The organism is Lentzea xerophila, from assembly GCF_051094245.1.
Taxonomy (GTDB): domain Bacteria; phylum Actinomycetota; class Actinomycetes; order Mycobacteriales; family Pseudonocardiaceae; genus Lentzea; species Lentzea xerophila.
This window is the reverse complement of record NZ_CP194934.1, coordinates 6,517,472-6,542,063: the sequence shown is the minus strand read 5'-3', so window position 1 is coordinate 6,542,063 and position 24,592 is coordinate 6,517,472. Positions and strand designations below refer to the sequence as shown.

The 24,592-nt window shown below is 69.8% G+C and carries 33 protein-coding genes; 23 read left to right on the top strand and 10 right to left on the bottom strand.

From position 1 onward, the window contains the following. Positions 1-420 precede the first annotated feature (420 nt). From ACRSBM_RS31070 to ACRSBM_RS31060, 3 genes are read left to right on the top strand one after another with little or no spacing between them, the layout of a single operon-like run. Positions 421-1,077, top strand: coding sequence for an alpha/beta hydrolase (locus ACRSBM_RS31070; protein WP_434448767.1), 657 nt, complete (start codon positions 421-423; stop codon positions 1,075-1,077). 11 nt (positions 1,078-1,088) lie between these two features. Then, complete coding sequence (locus ACRSBM_RS31065; protein ID WP_434448765.1) at positions 1,089-1,679, top strand: TetR/AcrR family transcriptional regulator; 591 nt, start codon at positions 1,089-1,091, stop codon at positions 1,677-1,679. Positions 1,680-1,689: 10 nt separating this feature from the next. Continuing rightward, positions 1,690-2,007, top strand: coding sequence for a histidine triad nucleotide-binding protein (locus ACRSBM_RS31060; protein WP_434448763.1), 318 nt, complete (start codon positions 1,690-1,692; stop codon positions 2,005-2,007). On the opposite strand, the gene ACRSBM_RS31055 is transcribed toward ACRSBM_RS31060, so the two are convergent. Beyond that, on the bottom strand, positions 2,004-2,786 hold the full coding sequence (locus ACRSBM_RS31055; RefSeq protein ID WP_434448761.1) for a GNAT family N-acetyltransferase: 783 nt from the start codon (positions 2,784-2,786) through the stop codon (positions 2,004-2,006). The genes ACRSBM_RS31060 and ACRSBM_RS31055 overlap by 4 nt on opposite strands. Positions 2,787-2,798: 12 nt before the next feature. Further along, positions 2,799-3,548: a hypothetical protein gene (locus tag ACRSBM_RS31050; RefSeq protein ID WP_434448759.1), complete on the bottom strand. Its 750-nt coding sequence runs from the start codon at positions 3,546-3,548 to the stop codon at positions 2,799-2,801. 145 nt (positions 3,549-3,693) lie between these two features. Between ACRSBM_RS31050 and ACRSBM_RS31045 the strand changes: the two genes are divergently transcribed. The 11 genes from ACRSBM_RS31045 to ACRSBM_RS30995 all read left to right on the top strand — a co-directional run bounded on the left by ACRSBM_RS31045 (position 3,694) and on the right by ACRSBM_RS30995 (position 12,091). Next, a complete protein-coding gene (locus ACRSBM_RS31045; RefSeq protein ID WP_434448758.1) occupies positions 3,694-4,743 on the top strand; it encodes a PhoH family protein in 1,050 nt (349 codons plus the stop codon). A 5-nt stretch (positions 4,744-4,748) separates the two neighbouring features. Continuing rightward, positions 4,749-5,294, top strand: coding sequence for an rRNA maturation RNase YbeY (gene ybeY / locus ACRSBM_RS31040; RefSeq protein ID WP_434448756.1), 546 nt, complete (start codon positions 4,749-4,751; stop codon positions 5,292-5,294). A gap of 37 nt (positions 5,295-5,331) precedes the next feature. Then, positions 5,332-6,621: a hemolysin family protein gene (locus tag ACRSBM_RS31035; protein ID WP_434448754.1), complete on the top strand. Its 1,290-nt coding sequence runs from the start codon at positions 5,332-5,334 to the stop codon at positions 6,619-6,621. Then, positions 6,614-6,946, top strand: coding sequence for a cytidine deaminase (locus tag ACRSBM_RS31030; RefSeq protein WP_434448752.1), 333 nt, complete (start codon positions 6,614-6,616; stop codon positions 6,944-6,946). The genes ACRSBM_RS31035 and ACRSBM_RS31030 overlap by 8 nt, the downstream gene beginning before the upstream one ends. Before the next feature lie 75 nt (positions 6,947-7,021). Continuing rightward, positions 7,022-7,918 carry a GTPase Era gene (gene era / locus ACRSBM_RS31025; RefSeq protein ID WP_434448750.1) on the top strand — a complete coding sequence of 299 codons (897 nt, stop codon included), beginning with the start codon at positions 7,022-7,024 and terminating at the stop codon, positions 7,916-7,918. Beyond that, a complete protein-coding gene (gene recO / locus ACRSBM_RS31020; RefSeq protein ID WP_434448748.1) occupies positions 7,918-8,670 on the top strand; it encodes a DNA repair protein RecO in 753 nt (250 codons plus the stop codon). Before era ends, recO begins: the two co-directional genes overlap by 1 nt. A gap of 44 nt (positions 8,671-8,714) precedes the next feature. Continuing rightward, positions 8,715-9,533, top strand: coding sequence for an isoprenyl transferase (locus tag ACRSBM_RS31015; RefSeq protein WP_434448746.1), 819 nt, complete (start codon positions 8,715-8,717; stop codon positions 9,531-9,533). Next, positions 9,530-9,931 (top strand): YbjN domain-containing protein, encoded by a 402-nt coding sequence (locus ACRSBM_RS31010; RefSeq protein WP_089922327.1) that lies wholly within the window; start codon positions 9,530-9,532, stop codon positions 9,929-9,931. Before ACRSBM_RS31015 ends, ACRSBM_RS31010 begins: the two co-directional genes overlap by 4 nt. 14 nt (positions 9,932-9,945) lie before the next feature. Next, positions 9,946-10,383, top strand: a complete 438-nt coding sequence (locus ACRSBM_RS31005; protein ID WP_434448744.1) for a hypothetical protein — start codon at positions 9,946-9,948, stop codon at positions 10,381-10,383. After that, a complete protein-coding gene (locus ACRSBM_RS31000) occupies positions 10,380-11,390 on the top strand; it encodes a permease (protein ID WP_434448742.1) in 1,011 nt (336 codons plus the stop codon). Before ACRSBM_RS31005 ends, ACRSBM_RS31000 begins: the two co-directional genes overlap by 4 nt. Beyond that, positions 11,387-12,091 (top strand): TIGR03943 family putative permease subunit, encoded by a 705-nt coding sequence (locus ACRSBM_RS30995; protein WP_434448740.1) that lies wholly within the window; start codon positions 11,387-11,389, stop codon positions 12,089-12,091. The genes ACRSBM_RS31000 and ACRSBM_RS30995 overlap by 4 nt, the downstream gene beginning before the upstream one ends. A 37-nt stretch (positions 12,092-12,128) precedes the next feature. On the opposite strand, the gene ACRSBM_RS30990 is transcribed toward ACRSBM_RS30995, so the two are convergent. From ACRSBM_RS30990 to ACRSBM_RS30980, 3 genes are read right to left on the bottom strand one after another with little or no spacing between them, the layout of a single operon-like run. Next, positions 12,129-12,527: a Fur family transcriptional regulator gene (locus ACRSBM_RS30990; protein ID WP_090100492.1), complete on the bottom strand. Its 399-nt coding sequence runs from the start codon at positions 12,525-12,527 to the stop codon at positions 12,129-12,131. Continuing rightward, positions 12,524-12,874: an ArsR/SmtB family transcription factor gene (locus tag ACRSBM_RS30985; protein WP_434448738.1), complete on the bottom strand. Its 351-nt coding sequence runs from the start codon at positions 12,872-12,874 to the stop codon at positions 12,524-12,526. The genes ACRSBM_RS30990 and ACRSBM_RS30985 overlap by 4 nt, the downstream gene beginning before the upstream one ends. An 11-nt stretch (positions 12,875-12,885) precedes the next feature. Further along, a complete protein-coding gene (locus tag ACRSBM_RS30980; protein ID WP_434448736.1) occupies positions 12,886-13,164 on the bottom strand; it encodes a hypothetical protein in 279 nt (92 codons plus the stop codon). A gap of 17 nt (positions 13,165-13,181) precedes the next feature. Between ACRSBM_RS30980 and ACRSBM_RS30975 the strand changes: the two genes are divergently transcribed. Continuing rightward, positions 13,182-13,559 (top strand): antibiotic biosynthesis monooxygenase family protein, encoded by a 378-nt coding sequence (locus ACRSBM_RS30975; RefSeq protein WP_434448734.1) that lies wholly within the window; start codon positions 13,182-13,184, stop codon positions 13,557-13,559. Here the strand turns inward: ACRSBM_RS30975 and ACRSBM_RS30970 are convergent. Next, complete coding sequence (locus ACRSBM_RS30970) at positions 13,540-14,217, bottom strand: tetratricopeptide repeat protein (protein WP_434448732.1); 678 nt, start codon at positions 14,215-14,217, stop codon at positions 13,540-13,542. The two genes, ACRSBM_RS30975 and ACRSBM_RS30970, sit on opposite strands and share 20 nt — an antisense overlap. Positions 14,218-14,311: 94 nt before the next feature. Between ACRSBM_RS30970 and ACRSBM_RS30965 the strand changes: the two genes are divergently transcribed. Further along, a complete protein-coding gene (locus tag ACRSBM_RS30965; protein WP_434453280.1) occupies positions 14,312-15,697 on the top strand; it encodes a glycine--tRNA ligase in 1,386 nt (461 codons plus the stop codon). A 56-nt stretch (positions 15,698-15,753) separates the two neighbouring features. Further along, positions 15,754-16,602 (top strand): hypothetical protein, encoded by an 849-nt coding sequence (locus ACRSBM_RS30960; RefSeq protein WP_434448730.1) that lies wholly within the window; start codon positions 15,754-15,756, stop codon positions 16,600-16,602. Here ACRSBM_RS30960 and ACRSBM_RS30955 read toward each other — a convergent pair. Further along, positions 16,592-17,434: a serine hydrolase gene (locus ACRSBM_RS30955; protein ID WP_434448728.1), complete on the bottom strand. Its 843-nt coding sequence runs from the start codon at positions 17,432-17,434 to the stop codon at positions 16,592-16,594. The genes ACRSBM_RS30960 and ACRSBM_RS30955 overlap by 11 nt on opposite strands. A gap of 16 nt (positions 17,435-17,450) precedes the next feature. Then, positions 17,451-18,182, bottom strand: coding sequence for a Type 1 glutamine amidotransferase-like domain-containing protein (locus tag ACRSBM_RS30950; protein ID WP_434448726.1), 732 nt, complete (start codon positions 18,180-18,182; stop codon positions 17,451-17,453). A 141-nt stretch (positions 18,183-18,323) separates the two neighbouring features. Between ACRSBM_RS30950 and ACRSBM_RS30945 the strand changes: the two genes are divergently transcribed. From ACRSBM_RS30945 to ACRSBM_RS30930, 4 genes are all read left to right on the top strand, one after another. Next, positions 18,324-18,908, top strand: coding sequence for a YdcF family protein (locus ACRSBM_RS30945; protein ID WP_434453277.1), 585 nt, complete (start codon positions 18,324-18,326; stop codon positions 18,906-18,908). Then, positions 18,908-20,146, top strand: a complete 1,239-nt coding sequence (locus ACRSBM_RS30940) for a deoxyguanosinetriphosphate triphosphohydrolase (RefSeq protein WP_434448724.1) — start codon at positions 18,908-18,910, stop codon at positions 20,144-20,146. Before ACRSBM_RS30945 ends, ACRSBM_RS30940 begins: the two co-directional genes overlap by 1 nt. A 239-nt stretch (positions 20,147-20,385) precedes the next feature. Beyond that, positions 20,386-21,393, top strand: coding sequence for a serpin family protein (locus tag ACRSBM_RS30935; RefSeq protein ID WP_434448722.1), 1,008 nt, complete (start codon positions 20,386-20,388; stop codon positions 21,391-21,393). Between the two features lie 65 nt (positions 21,394-21,458). Then, positions 21,459-21,977: a Scr1 family TA system antitoxin-like transcriptional regulator gene (locus tag ACRSBM_RS30930; protein ID WP_434448720.1), complete on the top strand. Its 519-nt coding sequence runs from the start codon at positions 21,459-21,461 to the stop codon at positions 21,975-21,977. Here the strand turns inward: ACRSBM_RS30930 and ACRSBM_RS30925 are convergent. Next, the gene (locus ACRSBM_RS30925; protein WP_157512840.1) at positions 21,974-22,150 is read right to left on the bottom strand and encodes a hypothetical protein; all 177 of its coding nucleotides are present in this window, start codon (positions 22,148-22,150) and stop codon (positions 21,974-21,976) included. The two genes, ACRSBM_RS30930 and ACRSBM_RS30925, sit on opposite strands and share 4 nt — an antisense overlap. An 82-nt stretch (positions 22,151-22,232) precedes the next feature. Here ACRSBM_RS30925 and ACRSBM_RS30920 point away from each other — a divergent pair, with 82 nt between their 5' ends. Both ACRSBM_RS30920 and ACRSBM_RS30915 read left to right on the top strand, forming a co-directional pair. Continuing rightward, positions 22,233-22,790, top strand: a complete 558-nt coding sequence (locus ACRSBM_RS30920; RefSeq protein ID WP_434448717.1) for a carboxymuconolactone decarboxylase family protein — start codon at positions 22,233-22,235, stop codon at positions 22,788-22,790. 4 nt (positions 22,791-22,794) lie between these two features. Next, the gene (locus ACRSBM_RS30915; protein WP_434448715.1) at positions 22,795-23,607 is read left to right on the top strand and encodes a class I SAM-dependent methyltransferase; all 813 of its coding nucleotides are present in this window, start codon (positions 22,795-22,797) and stop codon (positions 23,605-23,607) included. A gap of 75 nt (positions 23,608-23,682) precedes the next feature. On the opposite strand, the gene ACRSBM_RS30910 is transcribed toward ACRSBM_RS30915, so the two are convergent. Further along, on the bottom strand, positions 23,683-24,579 hold the full coding sequence (locus ACRSBM_RS30910; protein WP_434448713.1) for a sigma-70 family RNA polymerase sigma factor: 897 nt from the start codon (positions 24,577-24,579) through the stop codon (positions 23,683-23,685). Between the last annotated feature and the right edge of the window lie 13 nt (positions 24,580-24,592).

The following is a 24,592-nucleotide window of genomic DNA, read 5'->3' as shown; positions in this document are numbered from 1 at the left end:
ACCAAAAGACTCGCCGGACACCTCCCCCCTCGGTCCGGCGTCGGCGCCTCGCGGCGAAGCGACCCCCAGGCTTCGGACCGCGGGGCGCCCCTTTTGGTTGGTGCCTGCCTGCTCGGCGCTTCGCGCCTTCGCTGCTCGCACCAAAAGCGTGTCTTTTGGGGGCCGAGCCCCCAAACCCCGCGCCGGGGGCCAGCCCCCGGACCCCCGGCCGCCTCGCCTTCGGCTTCGGCAGGCCCTGTTCGGCGGGCAACTCGCCTTCGGCCTCGGCAAGGCCCTGTTCAGCGGGGGGGCATCCCTCTTGGGTTTGGCTGCTTGGCGCTGCGCGCCGTCGTTGCCTCTGCACCAAAAGCGTGGGGTCGAGGCTCAAACCCCGCGCCACGAGTCCGACAAGATCGGTGGCCTTTCCCGTAGTTTCTGCGTGTGCAGAGAATTGCTTACGGTGACCACCCCAGTCAGTTCGGCGAGCTTTACCTTCCCGACGGTGTTGCTGAGGGTGCCGTTGTCGTCATTCACGGTGGTTTTTGGCACCAGCGCTACGGCTTGGAACTAGGGCGGCCGCTCGCGGACGCGCTCGTGAACGACGGATTCGCCGTCTGGAACATCGAATACCGGCGCGTGAGCGGTGGCGGTGGGTGGCCGCGGACGGGACAGGACGTGCTCGCCGCCATCGACGCCGTCGACATCGGGCCCGTCGTGACGCTCGGCCACAGCGCCGGAGGACATCTCGCTGTGTGGGCGGCCAAGCACAGCGCGCGAGTGGTCGGAGCGGTGGCCCAGGCGGCTGTGCTGGACTTCACCAAGGACATCACACCCCGGGCGCTGGAGCTGTGCACCGAGGAGCAGTTCGCGGAGGCCTCGCCGGCCGCGCTGGTGCCCATCGGCAAGCCCGTGATCTGCGTGCACGGTGACCAGGACGAGGACGTTCCGGTGCGGCAGGCGATCGGGTTCTGCGCCGCCGAGCCGCAGGCCGAGCTCGTCGTCGTGGAAGGGGCCGGGCACATGGACATGATCACGCCGGGCACCGAGTCGTGGGAGAGGTGTCGCGCGGCGGTCGTCCGGCTCGCGCGCGGCAGGTAGAAGGGGAGCCGGTGCCCAAGGTTGTCGACCACGAGCAGCGCCGCCGCGAACTCGCTGAGGCGGTCTGGCGCATCGTGCGGCGGGACGGGATAGACCGCGCGTCCGTGCGTGCCGTCGCGGCGGAGTCCGGGTGGTCGAGCGGGTCGCTGCGCCACTACTTCCCGACGCAGGACGCCCTGCTGGGGTTCGCGATGGAGCTCGCGTACCGGCGGTTCATCGCACGGCTGGAGAAGATCGACACCACCGCCGGTCACCGGGAGGTGTTGCGGCGCTTCGCGCACGAGATGCTGGCGCTGGACGACGAGCGCCGGGTCGAGGCCGCGGTGCTGTTGTCGTTCCTGCCGCGGGCGATGGTGGAACCGTCGCTGCACGAGTTGGAGCGCCTCGGCACGCGCGAGTTGTACGACGGGATCGCGCGCGTTCTCGTCGCCGCGCGGGAAGCCGGTGAACTGCGGGACGGCGTCGTGCCGATGAAGGCCGCCCGGCGGTTCATCGTGCTGATCGACGGGCTCAACATCCACCACGCGCTCGGACCCGACGAGCTCACGGCCGAGGACATGGTCGAGGCCGTCGACGAGCAGCTGGACCGGCTGTTCGCCTAACGTCGGGGCCATGTCCTGTCTGTTCTGCCGGATCGTCGACGGTGAGATTCCCGCGACGGTCGTCCACGAGACCAAGACGACGCTGGCGTTCCGCGACATCCAGCCCAAGGCGCCCGTGCACGTGCTGCTCATCCCGCGCGAGCACGTGCCGAACGCCGTCGACCTGAACGGTGACCAGCTCGGCGACCTCTTCGCCGCCGCGAAGGAGGTCGCCGAAGCCGAGGGCGTGGCCGAAACGGGCTACCGGCTGCTGTTCAACACCGGACCGGACAGCGGGCAGGAGGTCTTCCACGCCCACCTGCACCTGCTGGGCGGCCAGCGCCTCTAACCCAGGGCCTGCAACAGCGGCGCGTGGTAGCGGGCGCGGTCGCCGGGCAACTGCTCGGCGTTGCGGACCATCCAGGTGCACTCGCCCCACGACTCCATGCCGTGTTCGCGCACGAACGCGACCACCTCCGGGTCGTGCACGTCCACGCGCACACGGCCGTTGCCTGTGGCGGAGTCGGCGATCAGCGCGCACGCGTCGGCGGGGGAGTCCGCGAGCACCGGGCCGATCAGCAGCAGGTCGTCGCGGACGCGCCACGAGCCGGCGACGCCGTGCTCGGACATCCGGACGGAGCCCATGGCGAGCAACGACTCCCACAGGTACGGCCGGGTGATGCCGGTGGCCTTCGTGTCGAGCGCGACGAGTTCGTCGAGGTCGGCGGCTGTCGCGAGCTGCGATATATCGGATACCGGCCCCGTGAACGTGCCCACGTGGATGTCGGTGAAGCCGACGGTGCGGAAACCCAGCTGCTCGTAGAGCGGACGGCCCATCGCCGTCGCGAACAACGTCGAGACACCCGTATCCAGTACATGGGATACCAGCCGGCGCGCGTGGCCCTGACGCGCGGCGCGTTCCGCGACCAGCACCATGCTGATCGACGCCAGCTCCGGGTAGCGCGTCACGATCGTCGTGCCGACCAGGCCTTCGGAGTCGAACAGGCCCCAGCCCTCACCGTAGGTCAGCAGGAACTCCCACTTGTTCTCCTCGCGCGGCCACGACCGGCTCTCGGCCAGGTCGGAGCACGCGGTGAGGTCGTCCAGCGTCAGTCGTCGCAGTTCCACCAGATCCCCAAGTCATCCCAACGCGTGCGAGGCGGGTGCGAAGTAGCGCGAGCGGTCGCCCGGCACGTCCGCGGTGCCGCGCACCATCAACGTGCAGCCGCCGGTGCGCTTCTCGAAGCCCTGCCCCACCAGGAACGCGGCCACGTCGGCGTTGTCCGTGTCCACCCGGACCTCGCCCGCGCCGGCGGACACGTCCGCGATCATCTCGAACGCGGCCGCGGCGGAGGGTGCGATCACCGGACCTATGGTCAGGCCCACCGGGTTCGGGCGGGTGGCGATCACGCCGGCCTCCGACATCCGCACCGTATACGGCGACGACGGGTCCAGCAGCCGCTCCCACAGCACGGGCCGTGTGTACCCGCTCACCTCGCGGTCGAGCGCCGCCAGCGACTCCCCGTCGGCAGGGGTCGCCTCCCGCGACACGCCGGGAGCGGATCCGGGAAACACGCCGTGGTAGTCGGCCGTGGCCCCGACCGGGTGAAAGCCGAGCCGGGCATACAGCGGCTCACCCATGGAAGTCGCGTAGAGAACCGACGGTCTGATATCCAATATATTGGACATCAGTGCCGTCCCGATTCCGCGCCGTTCCGCCCATGATCCGACCAGAACGCCGCTGATCGCCTGGATTTCGGGATACGGCGTCGTCAACGCGGTGCCGAGCAGCCCCGTCGCGTCGAACGCGCCGAAACCCGGACCCAGTTCGAGCATCAACTCCCACTGCGCGGGCGTCCACGCCCAACCCCGGTCCGTGATGAGCTTCATGCACTCGGGTATGTCGTCGACACCAAGCCTGCGAATCTCCACGATTCCTGAGCACACACGGTGAGCAATCCGGTAGCCACTCATTTTCGGCCGGACTAGCATCGACGGCACCAGATCCGAGCGACAGGAAGCAGGCCGGGGCCACGTGGCCGAAGAAACACAGCAGAGCAACAAGGAAGGTCAGTCCCGGTTCGCCGTGCCGGAAGGTGCGGTGCTCACGCTGCTCGGATCGCGCGACGAGAACCTCCGGCTCGCGGAGGAACTGCTCGACGCCGACGTGCACGTGCGCGGGAACGAGATCACCTTGTCCGGCGACCCCGCCGACGTGGCCTTCGCCGAACGCGTCTTCTCCGAGCTCATCACCCTCGCGGGCCGTGGCCAGGCCATCGACCAGAACGCCGTCCGCCGCATCGTCGCGATGCTGAGCGCGAACGAGGCCGAGTCGCCCGCCGAGGTCCTGAGCCTCGACATCGTGAGCCGCCGCGGCCGCACGATCCGGCCGAAGACGCTGAACCAGAAGCACTACGTCGACGCGATCGACAAGAACACCATCGTCTTCGGCATCGGCCCCGCCGGCACCGGCAAGACCTACCTCGCCATGGCCAAGGCCGTGCAGGCGCTGCAGTCGAAGCAGGTCAACCGGATCATCCTCACCCGCCCGGCCGTCGAGGCCGGCGAGCGCCTGGGCTACCTGCCGGGCACGCTCTACGAGAAGATCGACCCGTACCTGCGCCCGCTCTACGACGCGCTGCACGACATGGTCGACCCCGAGTCGATCCCGCGCCTCACGCAGGCGGGCACGATCGAGGTCGCGCCACTGGCTTACATGCGTGGTAGAACGCTCAACGACGCGTTCATCATCCTCGACGAGGCGCAGAACACCACGCCCGAGCAGATGAAGATGTTCCTCACCCGGCTGGGCTTCGGCTCCAAGGTGGTCGTCACCGGTGACATCACCCAGGTCGACCTCCCCGGCGGCCAGCGCAGCGGCCTGAAGGTCGTCAGGGACATCCTCGAAGGGGTCGACGACGTGCACTTCTCGGTGCTGACGAGCCAGGACGTGGTGCGTCACCGGCTGGTCGGCGACATCGTCGACGCGTACGAGAAGTGGCAGGTCGAGCAGGACACCATCGACCAGAACGGGCAACACCACGGACCCGGTGCGCGCCGGGGGAACCAGCGGCGGGGACGATAGGCGCCGTGAGCATCGAGATCGCCAACGAGTCGGGTGTCGGAGTCGACGAGGGTTCCATCGTCTCCGCCGCCCGCTTCGCGCTGGACCGCATGGGCGTGAGCCCGCTGGCCGAGCTGTCCGTCCTGCTCGTCGAGCTGGACGTGATGGCGGACCTGCACGAGCGCTGGATGGACCTGCCGGGTCCGACGGACGTCATGGCCTTCCCCATGGACGAGCTGGACTCCGCGCGCCGCCCCGACGCCGCGGGCCTCGGCCCGGCGCTGCTCGGGGACATCGTGCTGTGCCCCGCGTTCGCCAAGGACCAGGCCAAGAAGGCGGGCCACGGCCTGCTGGACGAGCTGCACCTGCTGACCGTGCACGGGGTGCTGCACCTGCTCGGCTACGACCACGCCGAACCTGCCGAGGAACGCGAGATGTTCACGTTGCAGAACCGCATCCTCACGGACTTCCGCAACGCGCGTGACGAGGCCGAACGGGCCGCGCACCAGCGCAGCACCGACGACAAGGTGCTCGGTGCGGTCGGTCTCGACGAGAAGAACGACGAAGCCTGACCTCCCCAGAGAAATCGGACCCTAGAGAAAACGGATCATGAGCGCGAACCCTGCCGGTGTGATCGTGCTGGCCGTTCTGCTCGTGCTTGTCGCCGGCCTGTTCGCGTGCGTGGATGCCGCTCTCGGCACCGTGTCACGCGCACGGGTGGAGGCCCTGCAACGGCAGGGTCGCTGGGGCACCGGGCAGTTGCTGCACGTGCTCAACGACCGGCCGCGGCACGTCAACCTGTTGCTGCTGCTGCGCCTCGCCTGTGAGATGTCGGCGGCGGTGCTGGTCACGACGGTGTTCCTCGAGTACGTGGACCAGGACTGGCTCGCCGTCCTGTACTCGTGCATGAGCATGCTGGTCGTGTCGTACGTGCTCGTCGGCGTCGGACCGCGCACCATCGGCCGGCAGCACCCGTACGGCGTGAGCCTGCTCGCCGCGGGCACCGTCCGGCAGCTCGGCCGCGTGCTCGGGCCGCTGTCCAAGCTGCTGATCCTCGTCGGTAACGCCATCACGCCCGGCAAGGGCTTCCGCGAGGGGCCGTTCAGCTCCGAGGTCGAGCTGCGCGAGCTGGTCGACATGGCGCAGGAACGCGGCGTCGTCGACGAGGGCGAGCGCGAGATGATCCACTCGGTGTTCGAGCTGGGGGACACCATCGCGCGCGAGATCATGGTGCCGCGCACCGAGATCGTGTGGATCGAGCAGGCCAAGTCGTTGCGGCAGGCGCTCGCGCTGTCGTTGCGCACCGGCTACACGCGCGTCCCGGTGATCGGCGAGAGTGTCGACGACGTGCTCGGCGTGGTGAACCTCAAGGACCTCATGCGGGCCACGCTCGCGGATGACGAGGACCCGAAGAGCGTCGCCGAGCTGATGCTCCCGACGAGCTTCATCCCGGACTCGAAGCCGATCGCGGACCTGCTGCGCGAGATGCAGGTGTCCCGCAAGCACATGGCGATCGTGGTCGACGAGTACGGCGGCACCGCGGGCCTGCTGACCATCGAGGACATCCTCGAGGAGATCGTCGGCGAGATCACCGACGAGTCCGACACCGACGACCGCCCGCCGGTCGAGCACCTGGAGGACGGCGCGGTGCGGGTCAGCGCGCGCCTGCCGGTCGACGACCTGGACGCGCTGTTCGGCACGGAGCTCGACGACCACGAGGTCGAGACCGTCGGCGGCCTGCTCGCGCAACGCCTCGGGCGCGTGCCGCTGCCCGGCACCGAGGCCGAGATCGCCGGTCTGCGCATGCGGGCCGAGGGCGGCAAGGACGAACGTGGCCGCATCCGCGTCACCACCGTGCTCGTGCGCCCCGCGCAGAAGGAGACAGAAGAAGATGACTGACCTCGACCCCGAGGACGCGAAGCTCGTCACGCTCGCGCGGTCCGTCCGTGCGCGCAACGGGGCGGCGGAGGGCGCGGCCGTGCGGGACCTCGACGGCCGCACCTACAGCGCGTCCACGGTCGCGTTGCCGTCGCTGAAGCTCACCGCGCTGCAGGCGGCCATCGCGGCCGCCGTGTCGAGCGGTGCCGAGGGCCTGGAGGCGGCGGCGGTGGTCACCGAGTCGAACCGGGTGGATGGGGAGTCGCTGGCGGCCGTGCGTGACCTCACGCCCACCGGTCCGGTGCATCTCGCGAACACCGCCGGCGAGCTGCGCAAGCAGTTCTAGCGAGCCGCGCGAGCGGTTCCAGGTGGCCGGAAGGCCCCGCGAACGGCCAGAACCGGCTAGAGGGACAATGGGCGGATGGATGGTTACCGCTCCGGGTTCGCGTGCTTCGTCGGCCGCCCGAACGCAGGGAAGTCGACGCTGACGAACGCGCTGGTGGGCACCAAGGTCGCCATCACGTCGAGCAAGCCGCAGACGACCCGGCACACGATCCGGGGCATCGTGCACCGTGAGGACGGCCAGCTCGTGCTGGTCGACACGCCGGGGCTGCACCGGCCGCGCACGCTGCTCGGCCAGCGCCTCAACGACCTGGTGCGCGAGACCTGGTCGGAGGTCGACGTCGTCGGCTTCTGCGTGCCCGCGGACCAGAAGGTCGGCCCCGGTGACAAGTTCATCGCCGCCGAACTGGAGAAGGTCGCCAAGCGCACGCCCGTGGTCGGCATCGTCACCAAGACCGACCTGGTGTCGCAGCAGCAGGTGATGGAGCAGCTGCTCGCGCTGCAGAAGGTCATGGAGTTCGCCGAGATCATCCCGGTGTCCGCGGTCGACGGCTTCCAGGTCGACAAGCTCAGCGACCTGCTGCTGGGCAAGCTGCCCGAGGGGCCGCAGCTGTTCCCGGACGGCGACCTGACCGACGAGCCGGAGCAGACGCTGGTGGCCGAGCTGATCCGCGAGGCCGCGCTGGAGGGTGTGCGCGACGAGCTGCCGCACTCCATCGCCGTGGTGGTGGAGGAGATGCAGCCGCGTGAGGGCCGTGACGACCTGATCGACATTCACGCGTTCGTGTTCGTGGAGCGGCCGTCGCAGAAGGCGATCATCCTGGGCCACCGGGGCGAGCGGCTCAAGCAGGTCGGCATGGCGGCCCGCAAGCAGATCGAGGCGTTGCTCGGCAGCCGGGTCTACCTGAACCTGCACATCAAGATCGCCAAGGACTGGCAGCGGGACCCGAAACAGCTGCGCCGCCTGGGCTTCTGATGGCCAACCTGTACCGCGACACCGGCATCGTGCTGCGCGTGCAGAAGCTCGGTGAAGCGGACCGGATCATCACGTTCCTGACCCAGAAGCACGGCAAGCTCCGCGCCGTGGCCAAGGGCGTGCGCCGCACGTCGTCGAAGTTCGGCGCGCGGCTGGAGCCGTTCTGCCACGTCGACGCGCAGTTCCACCCCGGCCGGTCGCTCGACATCATCACGCAGGTGCAGACGCTGGACGCGTTCGGCGTCGGCATCGTCAACGACTACCAGCGCTACACGGCCGCGTGCGCGATCCTCGAGACGGCCGACCGGCTCACGGCCGAAGAGGGCGAACCTGTGCTGCGGCTCTACCTGCTGGTCGCCGGGGCGTTGAGAGCGTTGTCGGGTGCCGAGCGTGACCCGTCGCTGCTGCTGGACGCGTTCCTCATGCGCGCCATGGCCTTCGCGGGCTGGGCGCCCGCCGTGAACGAGTGCGCGAAGTGCGGCGATCCCGGTCCGCACCGGGCGTTCAGCGTCCAGGCCGGTGGCTCGTGCTGCCCGAACTGCCGCCCGCCCGGCTCGGCGTCGCCCTCCCAGGACACGCTGACGCTGCTCTCCGCGCTGCTGCACGGGCAGTGGGGCGTGGTCGACGAGATCCCGCACATCGCCCGTCGTGACGCGAGTGGCCTGGTCGCGGCCCACCTGCAGTGGCACCTCGAACGGCAGCTGCGGTCGTTGCCTTTGGTCGAGCGCAAGGCCAAGTCCGACGACGGCTAATCTGGCGGCCACCGATCACGTCTTCCGGAAGGATGCCGAGCCCCATGCTGCGTCGTCGCCGCTCCGACCGCGAGAAGCGCGTTCCGCGCCCGCCGGAGCCGCACCCGTCCGGCGCTGTTCCTCCGGCGATCCCGGTCGAGTTCGTGCCCAAGCACATCGCGATCGTGATGGACGGCAACGGCCGTTGGGCGAACCAGCGCGGGCTGTCGCGGGTCGAGGGCCACAAGCGTGGCGAGCAGGTCGTCGTGGAGGTCGCCAAGGGCGCGATCGAGATGGGCGTGAAGTGGCTGTCGCTGTACGCGTTCTCCACGGAGAACTGGCGCCGCAGCCCCGAAGAGGTCCGGTTCCTGATGGGCTTCTCGCGTGACGTGATCCACCACCGCACCGACGAGCTCGACGAACTGGGCGTGCGGGTGCGCTGGGCGGGACGCCGGCCGAAGCTGTGGCGCAGCGTCATCAAGGAGCTGGAGGTCGCGGAGGAGCGCACCCGCGACAACGACCGGCTCAACCTCGCCATGTGCATCAACTACGGCGGCCGCGCCGAGATCGGTGACGCCGCCCGCGAGATCGCGAAGCTCGCCGCCGCCGGGCAGCTCAACCCGGACAAGGTCGACGAGAGGACCATCGCGCGCTACCTCTACCAGCCTGAGATGCCGGACGTGGACCTGTTCATCCGGCCGTCCGGTGAGCAGCGGACCTCGAACTTCATGCTCTGGCAGTCCGCGTACGCCGAGCTCGTGTTCCAGGACATCCTGTGGCCCGACTTCGACCGCACCGACCTGTGGCGCGCGGTCGAGAAGTTCGCCGAGCGCGACCGCCGTTTCGGTGGTGCGATCGACAAGCCCGATTCGGAGGTGTCGTGAACGCGAGCGGTGAGGCACTGGAGGCCGCGCGCAAGGCGCTGGAGCTGTTCCACGACGTTTCCGTGGACGACGACGGCGCGTTGAGCTTCCGCCACGGCGACGTGCCGTGCGCTGTGCAGGGCATGGAGCTGGCCGAAGGGCTGACGGTGCTCTCGCTGACGGTCGTGGTCGCGTGGGACCTGCCCGGCGACGCGGCGGTGTGGGTCGCCGAACGCGCTGGTCAGGGCCTGTTCGGCACGCTCGGTGTCATCGCGTCCGAACGCGGCGGGACCGACGTGATGCTGCGGTACGCGTTCCCGGCGGACGGCCTCAAGCCGGAACCGCTGAGCACGCTGCTCATGCTGGTCGTGTCGACCGCGTCGCAGGTACGCGGCGAACTCCTCTCCCGGTTTTCTTGAGAAAGGACCCTTCGATGGGTGGCGTGATCATCTACGAGCCGGAAGAGGACTCGGACGTCAACGAGTTCCCCTGGACCGTCACGTTCGAGCCCTCCGGCGGCGACGACTGGGACTCGTTCATCTGCGGCCCGTACGAGCGTGACCACGCCGTCGCGCTGGCCGAGGCCGTGGCGCTCGACGACGCCGAGGGCGGCGTGCTGGCCATCGTGAAGCCGATGCTGCCCGCGCTGTCGGCCGAGGACGTCTCCGCCACGATCGAGGAGCTGCGTGAGGCCGCCCTCGAGGAGGAGGCCGAGGCGGAGGAGGCGGTCAACGGCACGCCCGTCGACTTCGACGACTCCGACGAGCTCGTGGAGGAAGAGGCCGAGTTCGACGAGCCGCCGTCGCCCGAGGAGATCCGCGAGGGCATGGCGCGCACCTACCGCCGGTTGCTGGACCTGGACGCGGAATGACGATCACCGGCGAGATCCGCTCGTCGAAGCGGCGCTCCGGCCCGCCTCGGCTGAAGATCACGTCGTTGGAGGTGCTGTGCGGGATCCTCGTTCTCGCACTGCTCTTCCAGTCCCGCCTCGTCGACCTGCTGGACGTGCCGAAGCTGCGCACGGCGTCCACCGTGTTCGTGGCGATCTGCGTGCAGGCCATGCCGTTCCTGGTGCTCGGCGTGCTTATCTCCGGCGCCATCGCGGCGTTCGTGCCGGCCTCGGCCCTGCGCCGGTTGCTGCCGGCCAAGACGTCGCTGGCCGTGCCCGTGGCCGGTGTCGCGGGCGTGGCCCTGCCGGGCTGTGAGTGCGCCTCGGTGCCCGTCGCGCGGCGGCTGATGCAGCAGGGTGTCGCACCCGCCGTCGCCCTGACGTTCCTGCTGGCGGCCCCCGCGGTGAACCCGATCGTGCTGGTGTCGACGGCGGTGGCGTTCAACGACACCCCGATGATGGTCGTCGCCCGGTTCGTCGGGTCGCTGCTGACCGCGATGATCATGGGCTGGCTGTGGGTGCGCTTCGGCAAGGCCGAGTGGATCGCCGAACGCGCGCTGGCGCGGCTGGAGGACCACTCCGGGACGTCCAAGTGGACCGTGTTCGCCGAGAGCGCGCGGCACGACCTCGTGGACGCCGGCGGGTTCCTGGTGCTGGGCGGGCTGTTCGCGGCGGCGTTCAAGACGTTCGTGCCGACCGCGTGGATGCAGACGCTGGGCGGCCAGATCGTCCTGGGCGTGATCGTGATGGCCTTCCTGGCCGTCATCCTGGCGCTGTGCTCGGAGGCCGACGCGTTCGTCGCGGTGGCGTTCTCCGCACTGCCGTTGCTGCCGCGCCTGGTGTTCCTGGTCGTCGGCCCGGCCGTCGACGTGAAGCTGATCGCGCTGCAGGCCGGTGCGTTCGGGAAGTCCTTCGCGTTCCGCTTCGCACCCGCTACCTTCGTGGTGGCGATCTTCTGCGCGGTCGTGACGGGAGTGGTGCTGCTGTGAGGCGGGAAACCCAGAACATCCTGCTGGTCCTGCTCGGCGGCGCGCTGCTGAAGATCAGCTTCTCCGGGCTGTACCTCAGGTACGTCCAGAAGGGCCTGCTGCCGCTGCTGATCGCGGCCGGCGTGATCATGATCGGCCTCGCGCTGTTCGCGATCATCCGGGACATCCGCCGGGGCAAGGCCGCCGAGGAGAACGACCACGGGCACTCGCACTCGTCCCGCTCGACGTGGCTGATGCTGCTGCCGGTGATGGCGGTGTTCCTGATCTCGCCGCCCGCGCTGGGCGGCGACGTCGTCAACTCCGCCGCCGACACCAACCAGACGCAGCGGTCCCGCAACCTGCTCGGCGAACTGCCGTCCGGCGACGTCATCCCGCTGTCCATGACGGAGTTCGTCACGCGCACGGCGTGGGACGAGTCGGGGACGCTGGACGGGCGCCGGGTGAAGCTCACCGGCTTCCTGCTGCGCGCGGAAGGCGACACGTTCGTCGCCCGGCTCGCGATCTCGTGCTGCGCCGCCGACGCCCGGCCGTTGAAGGTGAAGCTGACCGGGGACGCGCCGTCGCTGCCCGACGAGCAGTGGGTCGAGGTGACCGGCCAGGTCGTGCCGAAGTCGGCGTCCGAGAAGAACTCCTGGGTGCCGAGCTTCACCGTGGAGTCGTTCACCCCGGTGCCCGAGCCGGTCGAACCCTACGAGAGCTGACGACGCCGGCGCGTCCTCGCGCCGGCTTCGTCCAGACCTACTTGAGGCCCTTCGCCGTGCACTCCGCGCACGTGCCGAAGATCTCGACGGTGTGGCTGACCTCGGAGAACCCGTTCTCGGCCGCGACACGGTCCGCCCACTTCTCGACGGCGGGCCCCTCCACCTCGACCGTGCGCCCGCAGTGGCGGCACACGAGGTGATGGTGGTGATGCGCCGAGCAACGGCGGTAGATGGCCTCGCCCGAGTCGGTGCGCAGGACGTCGACCTGGCCCGCGTCCGCGAGCGACTGCAGGGTGCGGTAGACCGTGGTCAGGCCGATGCCCTCGCCGCGGCGGCGCAGTTCCTCGTGCAGTTCCTGGGCGCTGCGGAAGTCGTCCAGCTGGTCGAGCAGGTTCGACACCGCGGTGCGCTGTTTGGTGGACCTCAGTCCGGTCACAGCTTCTCCTCTACGTGCGTCACAGCGTCCACCACGATGTGCGCCAAGTGTTCGTCCACCAGCCGGTACACGACCTCCCGGCCATGTCTCTCGCCGTGCACCACGCCCGCCGACTTCAGCACGCGCAGATGCTGGCTGATCAGCGGCTGGGCGACACCCAGTGCCTCGACCAGCTCGTGCACGCAGCGGTCGTGTTCCCGCAGCTGCAGCACGATGGCGATGCGGACCGGCGCGGCCAGCGCGCGCAGCAGGTCGCCGGCCTCGGCGAGGGTGTGCGCGGGGCGGGGCGGCGCGGGCGCGGGGGCCTCGCGTTCGGGGGAGTGCTCGCCGTGCAGCTGGACGGTCATGGCGGCACACCTCACCTGGTAGGGATTTTCACAACCAATTCTACGGTGATGATGAGCAGTACCAGCAGGACCACCACGCGCAATGCGCGGTGACCTGGGGAAAGAACCTTCCAGGTGGCGGCCAGGAGCACCGCGGCGCCCACGATCAGCACACCGAGCAGCACCGCGCCGAGGGTGCCGCCCACCAACACGCCGGTGATGAACAGACCGAGCACGAGCACGAACGCCACGACGGGCCGCACGCGCGCGAGCGGACCTTCGCCGGGCAGGAGAGGGCGCTTGGAGGTCACCGTGACATCCTTGCACCGTGTTGCTGGTGTGCCGCTTCCGCGTATCCGACCCCGAGACGTTCACCTCGCGCGTCGAACAGGCCTTGAAGCTGCTGACGGCGCAGCCGGGGTGCCGGAGGGGCACGCTGGCGCGGTCGACCGACGAGGACGACAGGTGGGTGCTCACGGTCGAGTTCGAGTCCGTGGTGGCCTACCGGCGCGCGATGTCGCCGTTCCCCGTGCGCGAACACGTGATCCCGCTGCTGTCCGAGGCGCTGACCGACGAACCCGCGATGTACGAGCCGACGCTGACCAGCGCCGGCGGCGAGGTCGAGGAGCACACGAGCGTGCTGGCCGAGGACGCGTTCACCGTGCGGCTCGGCGAGGCCGCCGGTCCTACGAACCCTCGGCGATAGCTTCCATCTCCGCGACCCACTCGTCGTGCGAGTCGTGGGGCAGGAGCTCCAGCGCCCTGCGCGCGGCCTCGGCGGCCTCTTGCGTGCGGCCGAGCGCGTGCAGCGTCTTGGCCTTGCCGCTCTCCGCGTACGCCTCGGGCGTCTTCTCGAACGCGTCCAGCGCCTCGTCGAAGCGGCCGTTCTCGAAGTAGAACCAGCCGAGGTTGTTGTGCAGCGGGCCGAGCCAGCGCACCAGTTCCGGGTTCGCCACGACGATCTCGAGGCCCTGCCTGGTCCACTTCTCCGGGTCGTCGACCAGCGACGCCATGTGCGCGGCGTCGACCGCGAGCGACAGGTCGCCGCGGGTCTTGGCCAGGACGAACGCCGCCACGAACAGCGGTTGCGCGGCCTCGGGGTCACCGCCGGAGCGGTGCAGCCTGCCGCGTTCGAGCAGTGCCCGCACCCGGCCCGTCGAGTCGGGGGCGACGAGCACCTCCGCCTCGTCGAGCAGCCGGTGAGCCGCGGCGAGGTTCTCGCGCAGGCCCTCGACGCGGGCGAGCTGGGTCAGCACCTCCGCGCGCTCGTCGTCGGTCCGCACGTCGCCCAGGAACGCGCGGAACCTCGCCTCGGTGCCGTCCAGGTCGGCGAAGTCCCACAGCTCTCGCAGCCGGTCTTCCATTCCTGCAGGGTAACGGCCCCGGTCGCCCGTTCGGGGATCAACGTGACGGGCTAGGCTTGGGCCCCCGAATCTGATTCCCCCGATGGAGTTCCCGTTGGCCGCCGATCGTATTGAGACCGTTGTCAGCCTCTGCAAGCGCAGGGGGTTCGTCTACCCGTGCGGGGAGATCTACGGCGGTACCCGTTCGGCCTGGGACTACGGACCGCTGGGCGTCGAGCTCAAGGACAACATCAAGCGCCAGTGGTGGAACTTCATGGTCCGCGGCCGCGAGGACGTCGTGGGCCTGGACTCGTCGGTGATCCTGCCCCGTGACGTGTGGGTCGCCTCCGGTCACGTCGAGGCGTTCGTCGACCCGCTCGTCGAGTGCGAGTCGTGCCACAAGCGGTTCCGCGCGGACACCCTGTCCGAGGAGTACGCGGAGCGCACCGGCAAGGAGGTCGCCGAGGGCGACGTCTCCGACGTGCCGTGCCCCAACTGCGGCGTGCGCGGCACCTACACCGAGCCGAAGATGTTCAACGGCCTGCTCAAGACGCACCTCGGTCCGATCGAGACCGAGGAGGGCCTGCACTACCTGCGCCCGGAGACCGCGCAGGGCATCTTCACGAACTTCCTGAACGTGCAGACGACGTCGCGCAAGAAGCCGCCGTTCGGCATCGGCCAGATCGGCAAGTCGTTTCGCAACGAGATCACGCCCGGCAACTTCATCTTCCGCACCCGCGAGTTCGAGCAGATGGAGATGGAGTTCTTCGTCGAGCCCGGTACGGACGAGGAGTGGCACCAGTACTGGATCGACGAGCGCACCCGCTGGTACACGGACCTCGGTGTGTCGAAGGAGAACCTGCGGCACTACGAGCACCCGAAGGAGAAGCTGTCGCACTACTCGAAGCGGACCGTCGACATCGAGTACCGCTTCCGGTTCGGCGGCCAGGAGTGGGGTGAGCTCGAGGGCATCGCGAACCGCACCGACTTCGACCTCACGACGCACTCGAACCACTCGGGTGTCGACCTGTCGTACTTCGACCAGGCCACGAACTCGCGCTACAAGCCGTTCGTGATCGAACCGGCCGCCGGTGTCGGCCGCCCGATGATGGCGTTCCTGCTGGAGGCGTTCACCGAGGACGAGGCGCCGAACGCCAAGGGGGGCGTGGACAAGCGGGTCGTGCTGAAGCTGGACAGGCGGCTGGCGCCGGTGAAGGTGGCCGTGCTGCCGCTGTCGCGCAACGCCGACCTGTCGCCGAAGGCCCGCGACCTCGCGACGGCCCTGCGCCGCAACTGGAACGTCGACTTCGACGACGCCGGTGCCATCGGCCGCCGCTACCGCCGCCAGGACGAGATCGGCACGCCGTTCTGCGTGACGGTCGACTTCGACACGCTCACCGACCTCGCCGTGACGGTGCGGGAGCGCGACACCATGTCGCAGGAGCGCGTGGCGATGGACCAGCTGGAGTCGTACCTCGCGGCGCGCCTGGTCGGCTGCTAGGAGCCGGATCTCCGCCGCGCGGCAACATCCTCGCCCGTTCTCGCGTGTAAAAGGACATGACGGGGGAGCGGACCGGGAGAGCCGGCCTCGGGCAGGCCGCGGCGGGCACTGTGTTCGGCGCGTGGGTCGTGGTCTTCGCGGCGGTCGCCGAGGCCGGGAACCGGCAGGTGCTCGCGGGCGCGGCGGTGTGCGGCGGGCTCGTGTGCCTGGGCGCGGTGGCCGGTGGTGTGGTGGCGACACGGATCACGGACGCGGCGTCGGTCGCGCGGCTGCGGCATGTGTTCGTGGTGCTGGAAGGCGCCGCGCTGGCGATCTTCTTCCCGTTCTACTGGTTCGCGATCGGCGTGGAGCCGGTGGACCGGCCAGGGGACTTCGCGCTGGTGGTCGTGCTGGCGCTGGCCGTGCCGGTGGGCGTCGCGCTGGTGCTCGTCCTGCGGCGGAGCTTCGCCGTGCACGCGGTCGTCGTCGGAGCCTTCGGGCCGCTCGTGCCCGACGGTGACGGTGCGCCCGTGGGGCGGATCAGGGTGCTCGGCACGGTGCTGATCACGGCGGGAGCCGCGTTGTCGGTCGCCGCGGGGGCGGTGGCGTTCACGGCGCCGCTGTACCGGCCGCTGATGCTGGCCGTCGCCCTGCTGGTGACCCTCACGCCGGTGCTGCTCGGACTGAGGCTGGCGCGGGTGACGGACCTCCACTCCGCGCGGCGCGTGCACCCTGGCAGCTACGTCATCGTTCCGGCCGCCTGCGGTTTCGCCGTCTCGGAGTTCGCCTCCGAGGTGGCCGCCGCCGGAATGCTGTTCGGGGCGCTGGTCTTCGGGGCGGTCGTGCTCGTCGTCATCGCGATGCTGATGGTGCGCGAGTTCACCGGGGAGTGGGATCAGCGGCAACCGGGCCGGGTCAGCCGTTGACGCCCAGCTTCGCGAGGACGGCCGCGGTGACGGCGTTGATCGACTGCCTGGCCGTGGTCCAGGAACCGGTCGGGCTCGTCGTGAGCACGGCGACGGCGTAGCGGTTGTCCAGGACGCCCGCGCTGTGCAGGTAGACGGAGCTGGGCAGGTAGTACATCCAGCCCTGCTTGGCGTAGCCGCCGGCGTTGCCGAGCAGGCCGAACGCCTGGTCGAAGCCGTCGGCGGCGGTCGCGGGGGCCGACGACAGCGCCGCGACGACCGCGTCGCGCACCGGTGAGCCGAGGATGTGCCGGTAGAGCCGCACCATGTCGTTCGCCGTGATGACGACCTCGCCCCACTGCGACGGGTCTTCGGGGGCGTGCGTGCCGGTGAGGCCGGCTTCGGTGGCGACGCGGCCGATGGCCCCCATGCCGTCGAACCTCGTCCACAGCACGTCCATGGCGTTGTCGTCGCTCGCGCTCAACGCACGGCGGATCAGGTCCTGGTCGCCGTCGGACAACGGCTGTCGCAGGGCGTCGGCGGCGAGGATCAGCTTCGACAGCGACGCCGAGTAGAACGGCTTGTCGCCCTGTTCCGAGACCACCTGGTCGGTGCCGAGGTCCAGCACGGCGATGCCGACGTCGGACGCACCGCCCGCCGCCGCCACCGCCGCGACGTCCGCCGCCGATATTTCGGAGACCGCCGACGTCGATCCGGGGTCCGCCAGATCGGTATCCACCACTCCGGGACCACGCGAGATGTCAGCCGACGGCTTCGCTTGAGCCTGGCACGGCGCCGCGTCCGGAACCGCGAACACGGCCGCCACGAGGAAGACGATCAGAGCCCAGCGCACACTTCCAAGGTCCGCGTCACAGGAGCCTGGTATCGAGCCTTTCCTCCTGTGCGGTTGCTGAAGAATCGTCCCTGACCACCACATATGCACCGGAGTCGGGACGTTCCGTCACCGCTTCGACCATCTCGGTGCCCCGGTACAGCAGGCCGGCACCGTCGTCGGTGCAGTACGTGGTCGGCAGGACACCGGCTGCGACGGCCTCGTGGATCTTCGGACGGCGCTGCTCCTCGGAGTCGTAGTGGACGCCGTTGCCGTAGGGCAGGAAGCCCAGGCCGTTCGTGACGATCCGGAGGTCCGGGCCGAACGAGTCCGTCGCACCGCCCGTGTGCCAGCAGATCGAGCCCGCCGACACGCCGCTGAGCACGACGCCCGCCTCCCACGCTTTGCGGAACACGGCCCCGAGCCCGTGCACCTCCCACACCGCGAGCAGGTTCGCCACCGACCCGCCGCCCACCCACACGACGTCGTGGGACAGCACGAAGTCCTCGAGGTCGTCGGTCGGTGGCATCGTGAAGAGGTTCAGGACCGACACCTCGATGCCCGCGACCCGGCCGGCCTCGGTCATGTTCGCGTTCATGTGCCGCTGGTCGCCCCCGGCGGTGCCGACGTGGCACAGGCGCGGCCTGCGGCCGTCCACGCCCGACAGGTCCACCGCAAAGTGGATCAACTTGCCGAACTCGACCAGGGTCCGGCGCCCGGAGCGCAGACCTCCGGACGTGGCGAGGATGGTGGGCTGCTCAGCAGGCATGACGATGATCCTCGCAGGGGCGTCAACGCGGCATCCGCGGGGTCTGCGACCATGCACGGTGTGCGGACCACGCCCCTCAAGCCACTCGCCAGGATTCGCCGGATCGTGTTGCGCCTCGTCTTCGGGGCGTTGGTCATCGGCATGCTCGTGGTGGGCGGTACGGCGTTCCGGGTGTGGCAGGTCGCACGCGTGGACGACTGGACGAAGGCCGACGTGGCGATCGTCCTCGGTGCCGCGCAGTACAACGGCGTCCCGTCCGACGTGCTGGAAGCCCGGCTGAACCACGCGCTCGGCCTCTACAACCAGCGTGTCGTCAGCTACATCGCGACGACGGGTGGCCGCCAGCCCGGTGACAACTTCACCGAGGGCCAGGTCGGCAAGTTGTGGCTGGTCGAGCACGGCGTGCCGGAGGACCGGGTGCTGCAGGTCGGCGAGGGCGCGGACACGCTCGGCTCGTTGCGGGCCGTGGCGTCGGTGGCGCAGGAACGCGACCTGAGGACCGCGGTGATCGTCAGCGACCCGTGGCACTCGCTGCGCGCTCGCACGATGGCGGAGGACGCCGGTCTGCAGGCGTGGACGTCACCGACCCGCAGTGGCCCGAACGTGCAGACGCGCGAGACGCAGCTGTTCTACATCCGGCGCGAGACCGGAGCGTTGCTGTACTACCGCCTGATGAAGGCGCATGCCGGCGTGTTCGAGGAACTCAATCTCCCTAAAATCGGGTGATGGGATACACCGGCCACGACGCGGAGCGACTGCTCCCCGAAGTCCCCAAGAGCGCCGCGCTGCCGGGTGCCCGTACCGAAACACGGACGCCCTTCTCCCGTGACCGCGCCCGCGTGCTGCACTCCGCTGCGTTGCGCAGGCTCGCGGGCAAGACCCAGGTCGTGGGCCCCGGCGAGGGCTCCGAGGTCACCGGTGTGCCGCGCACGCGCCTGACGCACTCGCTGGAGGTCGCGCAGATCGGCCGCGGCATCGGTGAGGAGCTGGGCTGCGATCCGGACATCGTCGACACCGCCGGCCTCGCGCACGACATCGGTCATCCGCCGTTCGGGCACAACGGCGAGAGGGCGCTCAACGAGCTCGCCGGTCCGTGCGGTGGTTTCGAGGGCAACGCGCAGACGTTCCGCATCCTCGCGCGCCTGGAACCCAAGTCCGCGCACGGCTTGAACCTGACACGCGCGGTGCTCGACGCGTCGACGAAGTATCCGTGGGCACGCACGCCGGGCACGGTGAAGTTCGGCGTGTACGACGACGACCTCGAAGTGTTCGAGTGGATGCGCGCGGGTGCGCCTGAACGGGAGAGGTGCATCGAGGCACAGGTGATGGACTGGTCCGACGACGTGGCGTACTCGGTGCACGACGTCGAGGACGGCGTGCTGGCCCACCGCATCAGCCTGGGCGCGCTGGCCCGTGCCGACGAACGCTCCGCCATCGCGTCGCTCGCCGCGAAGACGTTCTCCGACGAGTCCGTGGCCACGCTCGAGGCCACGGCGGAGGAACTGCTCACGCTGCCGGTCATCGCGTACTGGACCGGCCGCGAGTACGACGGCTCGCTCGGCGCGCAGGTGGCGTTGAAGAACCTCACCAGCGAACTGGTCGGCCGCTTCGCCTCCGCCGCCGTCACCGCCACCCGCGACGCGCACGGCGACGGCGTGCTGACCCGCTACAACGCCTCGCTGGAGGTGCCCAGGCAGGTCGTCGCGGAGGTGGCGCTGCTCAAGGCGATGGCCGTTCGGTACGTGATGAGCGACCCGGCGCGGCTCGCCATGCAGGCCAGGCAGCGCGAGCTGATCGCCGACCTGGTCACCCGCCTGGTGGAGCGGCCGACGCTGCTCGACCCCGCGTTCCGCCCGGTGTTCGCGGCCGCTTCCTCTTACCCGGCACGGCTTCGCGTCGTCATCGACCAGATCGCGCTGCTCACCGACGCCCAGGCCGTGGCCTGGCACCGCGCATCGGCGTAGCGTCGGACCCATGGCGGACGAGTCGAGACCGCCGGGCCGGCCATGGCCGTGGCGGAGACCGAGCAGGGAAGCCGTGCCCGTGGGCTTCGACGACCAGGGGGACGACGACGGTTCGGCCGGTGTGCGCGAACCCCGTCACCCCAAGCCCCCCGGGCCGATGGGAGGAGCGGGGGAGCGGCCCGTCCCGGACGACCCCATCGTGCTGTCACTGCCAGATCCGCGCCGATAGAGGAGAACCTGTGACCGATCAGGCCGACTTCGCTCTGAACCTGCACCGCGTCGCCGTACCTGATCCGTCCTCCACCGCGTGCTGGTCGCCGTTCTCGGTGGCCGGCGCGCTCGCACTGGCGCGGGAGGCGGCGCGCGGCGAGACCCGCGCCGAGCTCGACGGCCTCCTGCGGGGCTTCGACCCCGCGGATGCCCTCGACGTGCCCGAACTGGCTGTCGCGAACACCCTGTGGGCCGACGACGACCTGACCCTGAACCCGGACTTCTCGCTGGCGTCCTCGGTGCGGCGCACGGCGTTCTCCGACCCCTCGACCGTGCGCAAGCTGGTCAACACCGACGTCGCCGAGACCACCCGCGGCCTGATCACCGAGCTGCTGGCCGACCCGCCGCCCCCGGACGCCGCCGCGATCATCGTCAACGCCCTGTACCTCAAGGTCGGCTGGCTGAACCCGTTCTCGTCCGGGGAGACCGCTCCGAAGCCGTTCCACGCGCCCGGCGGGGACGTGGACGTGCCGACGATGAAGGTGACGGAGAAGTTCCGCTACGCCCACCGGAACGGCTGGCAGACGATCGTGCTGCCCGCCGACTCCGGCGTCGAAACCGTGGTCCTGCTGCCGGACGAGTCGCTGGACCAGCCGCTCGACCCGTCGGTGTTCACCGGGCCGGGTGTCACCCGGCTCGAACTGTCACTGCCCACAGTGGACGTACGGGCGAGGTTCAACCTCAAGGACACGTTGCGGCAGCTCGGTGTCGAGCGGATGTTCGCGCGCGACGCCGACTTCTCCGGACTGTCCCCGGACGAGCGGATGTTCGTCGACGACGTGGTCCACGAGGCCGTGCTGCGCCTGGACGAGGAAGGCCTCGAAGGCGCCGCGGCCACCGCGGTCACGTTCCGGACGGTCTCGTTCGAGATCCCGGCCGACCCGGTCGTGGTGAACGTCGACCGGCCGTTCCTGCTCGCGGTGCGGCACGCCCGGTCCGGCGCGATCTACTTCCTCGCGCAGGTCGCCCATCCGTGACCGTTCGCCCTGTAGAGCGAGCGTTTCGCCCGGCGTGATCATGATCATGGCTTTACGGTGCTGGCATGACCCAGCACGGTGCCGGTGAGCAGCTCGTCGTGCTCGCCGCGGCGGGCGCCACGCGGATCACCTGCTTCAGCGGCGTCACCATCCCCGTCCTGCTCAGGACAGAGGCCTATGCGAAAGCGCTGGCCAGCGCGCTGGGCTTCGCGCCGACGCCCGAGCTGAAGCGCGACGGCGAGCTGCCGCAGTGCGTGTTCTTCATCCACGAGTACGCGTTGCGCACCGCCGTCGGTGGCAACCGGTTGATGGAGGACCAGGTCCTGCACCTGCTGTTCCACGCACCGTCGATCAGGATCGTGCCGGCCAGCGCCGGTGGGGCCGCGGCGGTCGGCCTCGACTACGCGCTCGTCCAGTACGAGCACGAGCCGCCGCTGGTCTACCTCGCGAACTGGGTACTCGTCAGCGACGCGGTGGCCGTGGAACGGGCCGTGCTGGTCTTCCAGCACATGCATGCCGTCGCGCTCGACAACGAGCGGTCGCGCGACCTGTTGATGAAGTACGTGGCCGTGTACGACCGTTAGGGAGTGTTCCGGCGCAGGAACAGACGCATGCCGTCCTCGCCGGGCAGCGCGCACAGCAGCAGCTTCACGTTCTGGTGCCGCACCGGGACCGCACACGAATCGCCTGCCAGCAGCGTTCCCGCCAGCAGGCCGGCCGACTCGTGGTCGATGTCCAGCACGAAGTCGTTGCTCATGGAAGGACCCTATGAGCTGGCCGCCTCGCGACCCAGTCACCCAAAGGTGTCACATTCTCGCGCGCCACCTCGTCCAGTGGGCATGACGAGGATCAAAGGAGTCACCAAGAAGGACACGAGCCTGCTGATCAGGGCCGTGTACTGGTTCGCGCGCCGCGAGTTCGGGGCGGTGCCGGAGCCCGTCACGGTGATGGCGCACCACCCGAAACTGATGATGGCGAGCGGCCGGCACGAGCTCGCGGTCAAGAAGGCCGTGCGCGGGCCGTTGTTCGAGCTCTGCGTCTACCGGACGGCGGTGAAGCTCGGCTGCTCGTGGTGCGTGGACTTCGGCGCCATGCTGATGAAGCACGAGGGCCTCGACATCGAACGGCTCAAGCACATCGACTCGTACGCCACCTCACCGCTGTTCACCGACCTCGAGCGCAAGGCGCTCGCCTACGCCGACGCCATGACCGACACCCCCGTCGGCGTCACCGACGAGCAGGTCGCCGAGCTGGAGAAGCTGCTGGGGCGCAAGGATCTCGTCGCGCTGACCCACCAGATCGCGCTGGAGAACCAGCGCGCCCGGTTCAACAGCGCGTTCGACATCAGGGACCAGGGCTTCACCAGTGGTGACGCCTGCCGGGTCCCGGCACACTAGGGCCGTGGAGAAGATCACCCTGACGGGTGCGCAGGAGACCATGCTCGCCACGCTGTACGGCCGGGCACTCGACAGCGAGCAGCCCTCGTCCGTGCTGCACGACGACGAGGCCAGGCGCGCCGTCGACCGCATCGACTACGACTTCACCAAGACCGGGGTGACCACGACGACCGCTGTCGGCGTGGCCATCCGCGGCAGGGTGCTCGACGACTGGACCCGCGAGTTCCTCCAGCGCAACCCCACCTGCACGGTGCTGCACCTCGCGTGCGGCCTGGACACCCGCGCGCACCGGGTCGAACGGCCGGACACCGTGCGGTGGGTCGACGTCGACATGCCGGACGTCGTCGCGTTGCGGCACAAGCTCCTGCCGGAACCGGGCGGCGACTACCGGCTGGTGCCGTCGTCGGTCACCGAGGACGCGTGGCTCGCCGAGGTGCCCGCCGACCGCCCGGCCGTGGCGGTGTTCGAGGGCCTGTCGATGTACCTCACGCAGGCCGAGGGCCACGCGTTGATCAGGCGCATCACCGAACGGTTCCCGAGCGGTGAGCTGCTGTTCGACGTCTACGGCTCGTGGGGCATCAAACTGCAGAAGTTCGTGCCCGCCGTGCGCAACGCCGGCGCGACTTTGCACTGGGGCGTCGACGATCCGCGTGAGATCGAGGCGCTGCGACCCGGACTGACCACTGTGGACGACTGGCGCAGTGTGGAGCTGCCGCACCTGGACGCGTTGCCGAAGTCCGGCAGGATCCAGATGAAGGTCGTCGCCGCCATCCCGAAGCTCCGCGACGTCGGGAAGCTGCTGCGAATGCGGTGGTAATCAGGCCTCGAGGCCGGACCCGGCGGTGTGGCGGTAGCCCGCTCGCGCCGGTTCCGGCCACCGTCCTGACCGAGGTCAGAACGTCACGTGGGTGAGCTTGTCCGGGTTCACGATGTCGTAGACGGCGACGACCTTGCCCTCGTGCACGGTGAAGGTCGTGACGCGTGCCGCCACGTCGCCGTACGCCGGCACGGCCATGCCGAGCTCCCCGTTGACGAACACCGGCCGGGGTTGGTCCGGGAAGCCGTACTTGCGGACGAGGCCGAGGAAGAAGCGGGCGACCTTGGCGGCGCCGGAGACCGTCTGGACCGCGGTGCGCGCCTTGCCGCCGCCGTCGCCGGTCATCACCGCGTCCGGGTGCAGCAGTCCGAGCACAGCGTCGATGTCCCCGCTCTTCAAGGCGCGCAGGAACTTCTCCAGCACCTCCTGCTGCTCGGCCAGCGCCGCGCGGGGCGGTGGCTCGGCGTCCGCGACGGCCTTGCGGGCACGGGACGCGTGCTGGCGCGCCGCGGCCTCCGAGACCTGCAGCACCTCGGCGATCTCGTTGAACGACAACGAGAACGCGTCGTGCAGCACGAACGCGACGCGCTGGTCGGGGGTGAGCCGGTCGAGCACCACCAGCGCCGCCATCCGCACGCCGTCGGACCGCACCACGCTCGCCAGCGGGTCGTCGTCCTCACCGGTCGTGAGCAGCGGCTCCGGCAGCCACGAGCCCACGTACGTCTCGCGGCGCACGGCGGCGGACCTCAGCCGGTCGAGGCAGATGCGGCTCACCACGGTCGTGAGCCAGGCGCGCGCGTCCTTGACGCCCTCGGCCTGCGCGAAGCGGGGCCACGCCTCCTGCACGGCGTCCTCGGCGTCGGCGAGGCTGCCGGTCAGCCGGTAGGCGACACCGATCAGGTGCGTCCGATGCAGTCCGAAGTCGTCCACGGCGGTCACGAGCCGCAGTCTGCCACCCTCGGTGCCGGGCACGAGTCGTAGACTC

What these genes read in the sequence shown, in the direction of transcription:
- ACRSBM_RS30960 (WP_434448730.1), top strand. Translation starts at nt 15,754, where the DNA reads ATGACGGGGGAGCGGACCGGGAGAGCCGGCCTCGGGCAGGCCGCGGCG.
- ACRSBM_RS31035 (WP_434448754.1), top strand. Translation starts at nt 5,332, where the DNA reads ATGAGCGCGAACCCTGCCGGTGTGATCGTGCTGGCCGTTCTGCTCGTG.
- ACRSBM_RS30970 (WP_434448732.1), bottom strand. Translation starts at nt 14,217, where the DNA reads ATGGAAGACCGGCTGCGAGAGCTGTGGGACTTCGCCGACCTGGACGGC.
- recO (WP_434448748.1), top strand. Translation starts at nt 7,918, where the DNA reads ATGGCCAACCTGTACCGCGACACCGGCATCGTGCTGCGCGTGCAGAAG.
- ACRSBM_RS30925 (WP_157512840.1), bottom strand. Translation starts at nt 22,150, where the DNA reads ATGAGCAACGACTTCGTGCTGGACATCGACCACGAGTCGGCCGGCCTG.
- ACRSBM_RS31015 (WP_434448746.1), top strand. Translation starts at nt 8,715, where the DNA reads ATGCTGCGTCGTCGCCGCTCCGACCGCGAGAAGCGCGTTCCGCGCCCG.
- ACRSBM_RS30920 (WP_434448717.1), top strand. Translation starts at nt 22,233, where the DNA reads ATGACGAGGATCAAAGGAGTCACCAAGAAGGACACGAGCCTGCTGATC.
- ACRSBM_RS31030 (WP_434448752.1), top strand. Translation starts at nt 6,614, where the DNA reads ATGACTGACCTCGACCCCGAGGACGCGAAGCTCGTCACGCTCGCGCGG.
- ACRSBM_RS30930 (WP_434448720.1), top strand. Translation starts at nt 21,459, where the DNA reads ATGACCCAGCACGGTGCCGGTGAGCAGCTCGTCGTGCTCGCCGCGGCG.
- era (WP_434448750.1), top strand. Translation starts at nt 7,022, where the DNA reads ATGGATGGTTACCGCTCCGGGTTCGCGTGCTTCGTCGGCCGCCCGAAC.
- ACRSBM_RS30945 (WP_434453277.1), top strand. Translation starts at nt 18,324, where the DNA reads ATGCTCGTGGTGGGCGGTACGGCGTTCCGGGTGTGGCAGGTCGCACGC.
- ACRSBM_RS30940 (WP_434448724.1), top strand. Translation starts at nt 18,908, where the DNA reads ATGGGATACACCGGCCACGACGCGGAGCGACTGCTCCCCGAAGTCCCC.
- ACRSBM_RS31000 (WP_434448742.1), top strand. Translation starts at nt 10,380, where the DNA reads ATGACGATCACCGGCGAGATCCGCTCGTCGAAGCGGCGCTCCGGCCCG.
- ACRSBM_RS30985 (WP_434448738.1), bottom strand. Translation starts at nt 12,874, where the DNA reads ATGACCGTCCAGCTGCACGGCGAGCACTCCCCCGAACGCGAGGCCCCC.
- ACRSBM_RS31050 (WP_434448759.1), bottom strand. Translation starts at nt 3,548, where the DNA reads ATGAAGCTCATCACGGACCGGGGTTGGGCGTGGACGCCCGCGCAGTGG.
- ACRSBM_RS31005 (WP_434448744.1), top strand. Translation starts at nt 9,946, where the DNA reads ATGGGTGGCGTGATCATCTACGAGCCGGAAGAGGACTCGGACGTCAAC.
- ACRSBM_RS30950 (WP_434448726.1), bottom strand. Translation starts at nt 18,182, where the DNA reads ATGCCTGCTGAGCAGCCCACCATCCTCGCCACGTCCGGAGGTCTGCGC.
- ACRSBM_RS31060 (WP_434448763.1), top strand. Translation starts at nt 1,690, where the DNA reads ATGTCCTGTCTGTTCTGCCGGATCGTCGACGGTGAGATTCCCGCGACG.